1 protein-coding gene is annotated in these 605 nt (G+C 42.0%); it reads left to right on the forward strand.

The window, feature by feature from the left end; genetic code table 11:
- Positions 1-605 (forward strand): MFS transporter (locus ACS8FD_RS22420; protein ID WP_439277484.1); only part of this gene is annotated, 605 nt, incomplete at both ends.

Below are 605 nucleotides of genomic sequence, written 5' to 3' on the forward strand. Positions count from 1 at the left end.
GTCGCTATTATGTTTAGTGGTTACGCGATAGGCGGAATGGCATCAGCATTATTAGGCTCGTTTTTGGTGGTAGATTACGGTTGGGAGATTATGTTTTATATTGCAGGAATACCTACCCTGCTATTGCCAATTATCTGGAAAATGCTTCCTGAGTCCTTAATGTATTTGGTCAAAGAAAAAAGACATGATGAAGCCAAAAAAATCGTCCGCAAACTTGCACCACAAGAGACCATCACGGCTTCGACCAACTTAATCTTAGATGAACCAACCAAAGGTGATGACGCTCCTATCAAAGCGCTATTTCTAAAGAATCGTGGCTTTACTACCATTATGTTTTGGGTGGCCTTCTTTATGTGCTTATTAATGGTATATGCTCTTGCCAGCTGGTTGCCGAAGCTGATGATTCAAGCAGGTTACTCGCTAGGTGCTAGTATGCTGTTCTTATTTGCACTTAATATTGGCGGGATGATCGGTGCTATTGGTGGCGGTGTGCTGGCTGATAAATTTCATCTAAAGCCAGTATTAACCATTATGTTTGTCGCTGGTGCTGCAGCATTAATACTACTTGGATACAACAGCCCGCAAGTGGTGCTATATAGTCTTAT

It is taken from the genome of Psychrobacter sp. 1U2 (assembly GCF_051847575.1).